We start from the raw sequence: 9,494 nt of genomic DNA, 5'->3' as shown, positions 1-9,494 counted from the left end.
TCGATGAAGTGCCCGCCGATTTCTCCGCTTCGCTGCTATGGAATTTCCGCCTGGCCGCGATCGGCATTCAGGCGCTGTTATGGACGACGCTCGGTCTCGTGTTCGGCGCGCTCGCCGCGCGTGAGCTGGAGCGGCCGGCGGTGAGGAGAATGGCCGCGGCTTGAGCGGTTTGCCTGGTCGCTTGCGAGGCCCGCGTTTCTCAGGAACGCGGGCTTTTTGCTTGCTCTTTGGCCGCGCGCCGCGCAAGCAGTTCATCGAATAGATCGAGCTTCGCGGCATCGTTCATCGATCTGAAGGTCTTGATCTCCTCGCGGCTTCTGAAACAGCCGAGGCATAGACCGGTTTCCGTATCGAGCTTGCAGACGTCGGTGCATGGCGAGCCGATGGGTTCCTGCGCTTTCGCGCGCTCGATCGTGACGGCGAGACTGTTTTGCGTGATCGTCATAGTGATTCGCCGCGAAAGAGCGCCGCGGCTGCGGCCGGATTCGACGGCCAGTAAGCGTGCATATAGGTGGCCGTCACCGGGCCGTGTCGATAAAGCGCTTCGCCCGATGTGCCAGTGCTCGCGTGGGCTGCGGTGAGCACGGCCTGCATCGGAGTTTGTAGCGTCGAGTAATGAAACGTGTGGCCCATCAACGCGCCGTGCGTCGTGTCGATGCGCTGCATCGCGAGGCGCGCCAGCTTGCGTTGCATCGCGGCGTCGCCGGGAAGTATGCCGAGCATTGCGTGCCGCGTGCCTTCGATGTCGGTCAGCGTGTCCAGCAAGTACAGCATGCCGCCGCATTCCGCGACCACGGGCTTAGCTCGCGCGACGTGCGCGGCGATCGATGCGCGCGTGCGTTCGTTCGAAGCGAGCATCGCGGCGTGCAACTCGGGATAGCCGCCGGGAAGATAGAGCGCATCGGCATCGTGCGGCGCGGGCTCGTCGGCGAGCGGCGAGAACGTGCCGATGCGCGCGCCCATCGCGATGAGCAGATCGACGTTCGCCGGATACACGAACGAGAACGCGGCGTCGCGCGCAATGGCGATATGCATGCCGTCGAGCAGGCGCGGTGGCGTGGGCAACGTCGCCGCATCGAAATGAACGGGCGGCGGAAGTTCGGCAAGCGCCGTTTGCGCGATCGCGTCGGCGGCGCGGTCGAGCCGCGCATCGAGGCCCGCGACTTCATCGGGCTGCGTGAGGCCGAGATGGCGCTCAGGCAAAGCGATATCGTCCGTATTCGAAAGATGACCGCAATAGCGCAGCCCGTCAGGAATGGTCTCCGACAACATCTGCGCGTGACGCGCCGATGCGACGCGATTCGCGAGCACGCCATGAAAGGGCACATCGGCACGATAACGCGCGAGCCCGAACGCGATGGCGCCGAACGTCTGCGCCATGCCGTGCGCGCCGATCACCGCGAGCACGGGCACCTTGAACGTGGCGGCGAGATCGGCGCTGCTGGGCGTGCCGTCGAACAGACCCATCACGCCTTCGATGAGGATGAGATCGGCCTCGCGCGCGGCCTGCGCGAGCAACGCGCGGCACGCATCGAGCCCGACCATCGACAGATGCAGCGAATAGACGGGCGCGCCGCATGCGCGTTCGAGAATCATCGGGTCCAGAAAATCCGGGCCGGTCTTGAACACGCGCACTTTCAGGCCACGACGCGTGTGATGGCGCGCGAGCGCGGCCGTCACCGTGGTCTTGCCTTGATGCGACGCGCTCGCGCCGATGAAGAGAGCGGGGCAGTCGGGCATCGCGCTCAGAACTCGACGCCGCGCTGCGCTTTCACGCCCTGCTCGCGATACGGATGCTTCACGATCCGCATCTCCGTGACGAGATCGGCGAGCTCGATCAACGCGTCGGGCGCATGACGTCCCGTCACGACGACGTGCAGCATCGCGGGCCGCGCCTTCAGCACGTCGAGCACTTCATCGAGCGGCAGATATTCGTACTTGAGCACGGCGTTGAGCTCGTCGAGCACGACCATCTGATATTCGCCGCTCTCGATCATGCGGCGCGCTTCGTTCCAGCCCTTGCGCGCGGTGGCCATGTCGGCCTCGCGGTTCTGCGTGTTCCACGTATAGCCGTCGCCCATCGTGACGAAATCGCATTGCGCGATCGCGCCGAGGAAATCGCGCTCGGACGTATGCAGCGCGCCCTTGATGAACTGCACGACGCCGAGCTTCATGCCGTGCCCGAGCACGCGCACGGCCATGCCGAACGCGGCCGTGGTCTTGCCCTTGCCGTTGCCGGTATTCACGATCAGAAGGCCTTTCTCGTGATCGGCCGCGGCCTGCTTTTTCTCGTGGCCTTCCTTGCGGCGCTGGGTCATGCGCAGATGCGATTCTGTATCGGTTTTCACGGGATCTCCAGAGAAAGACGGCCGTATCGTACAACAGGCGGCAACAGGCCGCGCGCGGTTAATTTTGCGCTAAGAGTCGGTGGGCATCATGCAATCACGCAATCACCGAACTCAGGAGCCGGAAATGGACGCGTTCTATCTCTATCTGGAACTCGTGGCGCTCGCCATACTCGTCTGGCTGTGCCGCGACAAGTTCAAACCGGTCGTCGCGAAGCCGCTCGCCGAAACGGCGCGCACGCGGACGACGGTCAAGCCGCTGTTCATGTTCCGTTCGCGCGTGACGCATGCACCATTGCGATCGCGACGCTTACGCCACAATCGGTCGTCTTTGGCACGATGAGCGTTTGCGCGTTGCCCGCGAGCAGCGCGCAGGGCTCGCATACGCCGTGGACGTTCAAATGCTTCATTGCATGATGCGATACAGCCGTGCGTGGCGCGTGCGCGATTTCTTCAGCGCTATAAAAGCGCAACGTCAGACGATGACGTTCGCAGAATGCGAGCAGTCCCACTTCGTGCCGTTTTGCGTCGATGCTCGCAACGATGGCGATATCGCCGAATCCACGCGTGCCCAGCGCGCTGCGCACGGCACGTTCGATCGCATCGGCGCTCGTGCCTCGCTTGCAGCCTATGCCTATCGCGAGGCGCATGGCAGCGGGCGGATTCATGTGAGCGATGACGGTTTCCATGGCGATTCGCAGGCATTTCGAGCGGGCCAACATTACCATGACGCATCGAAAATATGCCTCGCGCGAGCTGTCCTTTCTTGACGCTCGCGCGCGCCGGGCCTAGACTTTCACGCAGTTTTGGTGCTCGCGCGCGGATTTCTCTCGCGCGCAGTTAAACGGGAAGCAGGGCGCGTTCCTTTCGATTCGTCGAACGTGCGCCAACCTGCGCTGCCCCCGCAACGGTAAGCGATTCCGCGCGTGATGTTTTCATCGCGCGTTCGGAAAGCCGGCTTCGAGGCCACTGCGCGTGAGAATTGCGCGGGAAGGCGAAGCGGCGTCGTCGTCAGCCCGGATACCGGCCAGACTTTCAGCGGGGCTCGCTGTCGCGGGGATGCGACGCGGCCCATGATCCATCGAAGCGTGCGTTTCCCCTTTCATCCAGCCGCGTGGCCACGCACCGCGCGACATGAAGCGCACGCAACTGAAGCCACGGAGCTACGATGCAAACCCGCAAGATTCCCGTCACGGTCGTGACCGGCTTTCTCGGCAGCGGCAAGACCACACTGATGCGGCATATCCTGTCTCACGCGCGCGGCTTGCGCATCGCGGTGATCGTCAACGAATTCGGCGAGTTGGGCATCGACGGGGAGATCCTGAAGGGTTGCGGCATCGGTTGCGACGACGAAGCCGGTTCGCAGGATCGCAATCTATACGAGCTTGCGAACGGCTGCCTCTGCTGCACCGTGCAGGAAGAGTTTTATCCGGTGATGGAGCAACTCGTCGAGCGGCGCGATAGCATCGATCACGTGCTGATCGAAACATCGGGCCTCGCTTTGCCGAAGCCGCTCGTGCAGGCATTCAACTGGCCGTCGATCAAAAGCGCATTCACTGTCGATGCAGTCGTGACCGTGGTAGATGGTCCCGCCGCCGCGAGCGGTCAGTTCGCGTCGAATCCCGTCGCGGTCGATGCGCAACGCAAGGCCGATCCGAATCTCGATCACGAATCGCCGCTGCATGAACTGTTCGAGGATCAGCTTTCGTCCGCGGATCTCGTCATCGTCAACAAGATCGATCTCATGGACGACGCCGCGCTGCAAAAGGTCGAAGCGCTCGTGCGAGCCGAGGTTCCGCCCGAAGTGAAGATCGTGCCCGCGCAGATGGGCGCGCTCGATGTGCATACGCTGCTCGGCCTCGAATCGGCGTCGGAAGAAACGATTCATTTGCGGCACGATCATCATGGCTCGGTCGATGACGAAGGTCATGCCGATCATCATCATGACGAGTTCGATTCGATCGTCGTGCATGGCTACGTCGAATCGCGCGAGCAGGCGCTGGCCGCATTGCATGCGCTCGTCGGGCAGCACACGATTTATCGCGTGAAGGGTTTCGCCGCGTTGCCGGGCGCGGCGATGCGGCTCGTCGTGCAAGGCGTCGGACGACGCTTCGACAGTTACTTCGACCGCCGCTGGGAAGCACACGAAAAGGCCGATGAAGCGAAGACGCAAAGCCGCTTCGTGCTGATCGGCGAAGATCTCGAACGCGAGGCGCTGCAACGCGCGTTCGACGCCGCGCTCGCCCGCGCGCCCGTGCAGGCATAGCGGCAATGCATCTGCTCCGCACGACGCCGGGAGGCTTCGTCGACGACACGCAAGGCGTCATGCGTATCGATCAGACGAGCGCGCCGATCGTCGTGCTCAGTTCCGCCGACACCACGCTCGCGTTGCTCGCGAGCGTGTTTCCGCGTCTCGAAGCGGGCTTTCCCGAGGTGCGGCTCGCGAACCAGTCGTTCCTGCGTCAGCCCGCGTCGATCGACTTCTATGTCGACGACGTATTGCGTCACGCGAAGGTGGTGATCGTCGATCATCTCGGTGGCGAATCGTATTGGCCTTATGGCATCGAGCGGCTGGTCGCGCTCGCGAAAGAGCGCAAGCAGATGCTCGCGATGTTTTCGGGCGATCTGAGCGAAGACCCGAATCTCACCGCCAAGAGCACGGCGGACGCAGCGTTTTGCCGCGAGTTGTCGCGTTATCTGCGCGAAGGCGGCGCGCGTAATGCGGAAGAATTTCTGCGCACCATTGCGCATCGCGCGTTCGGTTTCGGGTGCGAACCGCGGCCGCCGAGTCCGCTGCCGGCCGTCGCCATCTATCATCCCGAACGCGATATCGCGGCTATCGAAGACTGGCAGGCGCGCTGGAACGAAGGCGCGCCCGTCGCCGCGATCCTTTTTTATCGCGCGCATCTGCAATCGGGCAATACGGCCGTGTTCGATGCGCTCATCGAAGCGCTCGAAAAAGAAGGGATCAATCCGCTGCCGATTGCGATTTCGTCGCTCAAGGAAAGCGTGAGTCGCGAGGTGGTTGAACGTTTGTGCACGCAGTATCGCGCATCGCTCGTGCTGAACACGACGGCTTTTGCGGCGAGCGTGATCGGCGAGGACGAAGCATTCGAAGTCGCGGGCGATGCGCCCGTGCTGCAAGTCATCCTGAGCGGCGGCAATCGCGACGATTGGCAGAAGGACAATCACGGGCTCAATTCGCGCGACGTCGCAATGCATGTCGCGCTACCCGAAGTCGATGGGCGCATCATCACGCGCGCCGTGAGCTTCAAGGGCCTCGCGTATCACTGCAAGCATACGCAAGTGGATGTCGTGCGCTATCAGGCCGATGCGGAGCGCGTGCGCTTCGTGGCCGAGCTGAGCCGCCGCTGGTGCGCGCTACGTCATACGCCGAACGCGCAAAAGCGCATCGCGCTCGTGCTCGCGAACTATCCCGCGAGCGAGGGGCGCATCGGCAATGGCGTGGGGCTCGATACGCCCGCATCGGCGCTCGGCATTCTGTCGATGCTGGCGCGCGAAGGCTATCGCGTCGGCGACATTCCAGCGAATGGCGATGCGCTCATCGCAGCCCTGACCGAAGGCGTGACCAACGATCCCGTCGTGCGCGATTTGCGTCCCGCGCTGCAGAGTCTTTCGCTCGATGCATATCTCGATGCGTATCGCACGCTACCCGCCGATGCGCGCGCCGCACTCGAAAAGACCTGGGGCGCGCCGGAAGACGACCCGACAATCAGGCGCGGGCGTTTCATGATCGCGGGCTTTCGTTGCGGCGAAGTGTTCATCGGCATACAGCCTTCGCGTTCGCGCGAGCGCAACGATTACGCGAGCTATCACGACGCCGAGCTCGTTCCGCCGCATGCCTATCTCGCGTTCTATTTCTGGCTGCGTTCGCGCTTTCAGGCGCATGCGCTCGTGCATGTGGGCAAGCACGGCAATCTCGAATGGCTGCCGGGCAAAAGCGTCGCGTTGTCTTCGTCGTGCTGGCCCGATGCGATTCTGGGGCCGATGCCGCATCTCTATCCGTTCATCGTCAACGATCCGGGCGAAGGGAGTCAGGCGAAGCGCCGCGCGCAGGCCGTGATTATCGATCACCTGATGCCGCCGCTCACGCGCGCCGAGAACTATGGGCCGTTGCAGGATCTAGAGCGTGAGGTCGACGAGTACTACGAAGCATTAATGGTCGATGCGCGCCGCGCGAAGCTGTTGCGCAAGTCGATTCTCGCGAACATCGTCGAACACCGGCTGCACGAGGAACTCGGGCTCGATGCGCCACGCGATATCGTCGGCGAAGACGCGTTGCTCACGCGCGCCGATGCCTATCTCTGCGAACTGAAGGAAGCGCAGATTCGCGACGGTCTGCATATATTCGGCGTCTCGCCGCAAGGCGTGCAACGACGCGACACGTTGCTCGCGCTCGGCCGCTTTCCGGTCGGCGACGGGCAGGGCGCGAACGCGAGCCTCATCACGGCGATCGCGCGCGATCTGCGCTTGCCCGATGCCTTCGATCCACTCGATGCCGATTGGGCCGCGCCGTGGAACGGGCCTCGTCCGCCAGCACTCGCCGAAGTCAGCGATGCGCCGTGGCGTCATCAGGGCGATACGCGCGAGCGCCTCGAATGGTTAGCAATGCAACTATTGTCCGGCGATGATGCCGCGCCGCCTGGACCGCATGCATCGCTCGTGCTCAAACGTCTGCGTGGCGACGTGCTCGCACGTCTCGATGCGTGTGGCCCGCAAGAACTCACGCAATTGAAGCGCGGTCTCGAAGGACGTTTCGTGCCGCCGGGTCCGAGCGGTTCGCCGTCGCGCGGCAGGCCCGACGTGCTGCCCACGGGCCGCAACTTCTATTCCGTCGATACGCGCGCGCTACCGACGCAAGCCGCATGGTCGCTCGGCGTGAAGTCGGCGAATGCACTGGTCGAACGCCATGTGCAGGATAATGGCGATTTCCCCCGCGCAATCGGCCTGTCGGTATGGGGCACGGCGACGATGCGCACCGGCGGCGACGATATCGCGCAAGCCTTCGCGTTGATCGGCGTGCGGCCGAAGTGGGCGGCGGGCAGCCATCGCGTGACCGACTTCGAGATTCTGCCGATCGCCATCTTCAACCGGCCGCGCATCGACGTGACGTTGCGCGTGTCCGGTTTCTTTCGCGACGCGTTCGCAAACCTCATCCATCTCTTCGATGCAGCGGTTCAGGCCGTGGCGGAACTCGACGACGAGCCCGTTGACGTCAACCCGATTCGCGCACGCATCCAGCGTGAACGCGACGAACTGATCGCACGCGGCATCGAAGCCGGGGAAGCGCGGCGTCGTGCCGGATGGCGCGTGTTCAGCACGAAGCCGGGCGCATACGGCGCGGGTCTGCAAGAGCTGATCGACGCGCGGCAATGGCAGACCGACGCGGATCTTTCAGCCGCCTACCAAAGCACCGGCGGCTACGCGTATTCGCAATCGGGCGATGGCGTCGAAGCGCGCGCGAGCTTCGGCACGCGGCTATCGACGCTCGATGTCGTGCTGCAGAATCAGGACAATCGCGAACACGATCTGCTCGACTCGAACGACTATCACCAGTTTCAGGGCGGCATGGTGGCGGCCGTGCGTTATCTGTCGGGCGTGCAGCCGCAGACGTATAACGCGGATCACAGCAATCCCGCCGCGCCGCGCGTGCGCACGCTGAATGAAGAGATCGCGCGCGTGGTGCGGTCACGCGTGGTCAATCCGAAATGGATCGATGGCGTGAAGCGGCACGGCTACAAGGGCGCGTCCGAACTTGCCGCAACGGTGGACTATCTGTTCGGCTATGACGCCACCGCGCGCGTCGTGTCGGATCATCAATATGCGCTCGTCACCGACGCCTATGTGAACGACGCCGACACGCGCGAGTTCATCGCGCAGCACAATCCGCACGCGCTGCAATCGATCTGCGAGCGTTTGCTCGAAGCGATGCAGCGCGGTCTGTGGCAACAACCCGCTGGCTATCGCGAGCAGGTCGAACGGCATCTGCTCGATGTCGAACAACGCATCGAAGGCCGACAGTCTTGACCGAATCCATCTCATCTCCGGTGTTTCCATTCGCGGCGCTTGTTGCACAAGAGCCCTTGCAGCAAGCGCTTTTGCTCGCGGCTGTCGATCCTTCTATCGGCGGCGTGCTCGTGAGCGGGCCGCGCGGCACGGCGAAGTCCACCGCCACGCGCGCGCTCGCGGAGTTGTTGCCCGAAGGGACACTCGTGACTTTGCCGCTCGGCGCGAGCGAGGAACAACTGATCGGCACGCTCGACATTCAAAGCGCGTTGCGCGACGGCGGCGTGAAGTTTTCGCCGGGCCTGATTGCGAAGGCGCATCTGGGCGTGCTGTATGTTGATGAAGTGAACCTTCTGCCGAATCCGCTCGTCGATCAGTTGCTCGATGTCGCGGCGAGCGGCGTGAACATCGTCGAGCGCGATGGCATTTCGCATCGGCATGACGCGCGGTTCGTGCTGATCGGTACGATGAATCCGGAAGAGGGCGACTTGCGTCCGCAATTGCTCGACCGTTTCGGTCTGGCCGTGGAGATGAGCAACTGCTTCGATGCGAGTGTGCGGCAGCGCATCGTCAAGTCGCGCCTTGCATTCGATGCCGATCCCGACGCGTTTCGTGCGCGCCATCGAAGCGAACAGGCATCGCTCGAAGCGCGCATTCACGCAGCGCGCGCGGCGTTGTCGTCATTCGATTTCGACGACGCGGTTCATGCGCGCGTGAGCGAGCTTTGCATCGAGGCGCAGGTTGACGGCTTGCGCGCGGACATCGTGATGCTGCGCGCGGCTCGGGCGCTGGCTGCATTGGAAGATTCATCGTGCGTGACGGTGACGCATGTCGAGCGCGTCGCGGATGCGGTGCTGAAGCATCGTCGGCGCGAGGCCGAAGCGCCTGCGCGTGAACCGTCGGGGCGCGAGTCCACATCGCGCGAAGCGGGCGCGGCGCAAGCGGACTGGGGCTACATGCCGCCCGAGCCGACGGGAACCGCGAAGGTCAAGCAAGTGAGGCCGCTCGCCGCAAAAAAAGCCTGAACCATCGAAGGCGCGACGCGGATGCCTTCGACACGAGGCATCGCCTTCGATGGAACGAAGCGCTGGCGAAAGGTCGCTATGCGACGCGCGAGGGCGA

Annotated in this window: 9 protein-coding genes and 1 riboswitch; of the genes, 5 read left to right on the top strand and 4 right to left on the bottom strand. The window is 63.6% G+C overall.

Annotated elements, in window-relative coordinates; genetic code table 11:
• Positions 1-8 precede the first annotated feature (8 nt).
• Positions 9-164, top strand: a complete 156-nt coding sequence (locus tag AWB82_RS20720; RefSeq protein ID WP_407643021.1) for a CbtA family protein — start codon at positions 9-11, stop codon at positions 162-164.
• A 35-nt stretch (positions 165-199) separates the two neighbouring features.
• On the opposite strand, the gene AWB82_RS20715 is transcribed toward AWB82_RS20720, so the two are convergent.
• From AWB82_RS20715 to cobO, 3 genes are read right to left on the bottom strand one after another with little or no spacing between them, the layout of a single operon-like run.
• Positions 200-445, bottom strand: coding sequence for a DUF1289 domain-containing protein (locus tag AWB82_RS20715; protein ID WP_086970527.1), 246 nt, complete (start codon positions 443-445; stop codon positions 200-202).
• Positions 442-1,740, bottom strand: a complete 1,299-nt coding sequence (locus AWB82_RS20710) for a cobyrinate a,c-diamide synthase (RefSeq protein WP_086970524.1) — start codon at positions 1,738-1,740, stop codon at positions 442-444. Before AWB82_RS20710 ends, AWB82_RS20715 begins: the two co-directional genes overlap by 4 nt.
• Positions 1,741-1,745: 5 nt before the next feature.
• A complete protein-coding gene (gene cobO / locus AWB82_RS20705; RefSeq protein ID WP_086970521.1) occupies positions 1,746-2,348 on the bottom strand; it encodes a cob(I)yrinic acid a,c-diamide adenosyltransferase in 603 nt (200 codons plus the stop codon).
• Between the two features lie 124 nt (positions 2,349-2,472).
• Here cobO and AWB82_RS20700 point away from each other — a divergent pair, with 124 nt between their 5' ends.
• On the top strand, positions 2,473-2,688 hold the full coding sequence (locus AWB82_RS20700; RefSeq protein WP_086970519.1) for a hypothetical protein: 216 nt from the start codon (positions 2,473-2,475) through the stop codon (positions 2,686-2,688).
• Here AWB82_RS20700 and AWB82_RS20695 read toward each other — a convergent pair.
• Positions 2,609-2,995, bottom strand: a complete 387-nt coding sequence (locus AWB82_RS20695; protein WP_235023372.1) for a cobalamin biosynthesis protein — start codon at positions 2,993-2,995, stop codon at positions 2,609-2,611. The genes AWB82_RS20700 and AWB82_RS20695 overlap by 80 nt on opposite strands.
• Before the next feature lie 139 nt (positions 2,996-3,134).
• Positions 3,135-3,391: riboswitch (cobalamin riboswitch) on the top strand.
• Between the two features lie 122 nt (positions 3,392-3,513).
• Here AWB82_RS20695 and cobW point away from each other — a divergent pair.
• The 3 genes from cobW to AWB82_RS20680 are packed head-to-tail and all read left to right on the top strand — an operon-like array spanning position 3,514 to position 9,397.
• Complete coding sequence (cobW, locus tag AWB82_RS20690; RefSeq protein ID WP_086970515.1) at positions 3,514-4,611, top strand: cobalamin biosynthesis protein CobW; 1,098 nt, start codon at positions 3,514-3,516, stop codon at positions 4,609-4,611.
• Between the two features lie 5 nt (positions 4,612-4,616).
• Positions 4,617-8,393, top strand: coding sequence for a cobaltochelatase subunit CobN (cobN, locus tag AWB82_RS20685; RefSeq protein WP_086970513.1), 3,777 nt, complete (start codon positions 4,617-4,619; stop codon positions 8,391-8,393).
• Complete coding sequence (locus AWB82_RS20680) at positions 8,390-9,397, top strand: ATP-binding protein (RefSeq protein WP_086970511.1); 1,008 nt, start codon at positions 8,390-8,392, stop codon at positions 9,395-9,397. The genes cobN and AWB82_RS20680 overlap by 4 nt, the downstream gene beginning before the upstream one ends.
• Positions 9,398-9,494 lie beyond the last annotated feature (97 nt).

This window comes from Caballeronia glebae (assembly GCF_001545035.1).
GTDB lineage: Bacteria > Pseudomonadota > Gammaproteobacteria > Burkholderiales > Burkholderiaceae > Caballeronia > Caballeronia glebae.
Note: the sequence above shows the minus strand (reverse complement) of the source record. Positions and strands in the feature narration are given on the sequence as shown.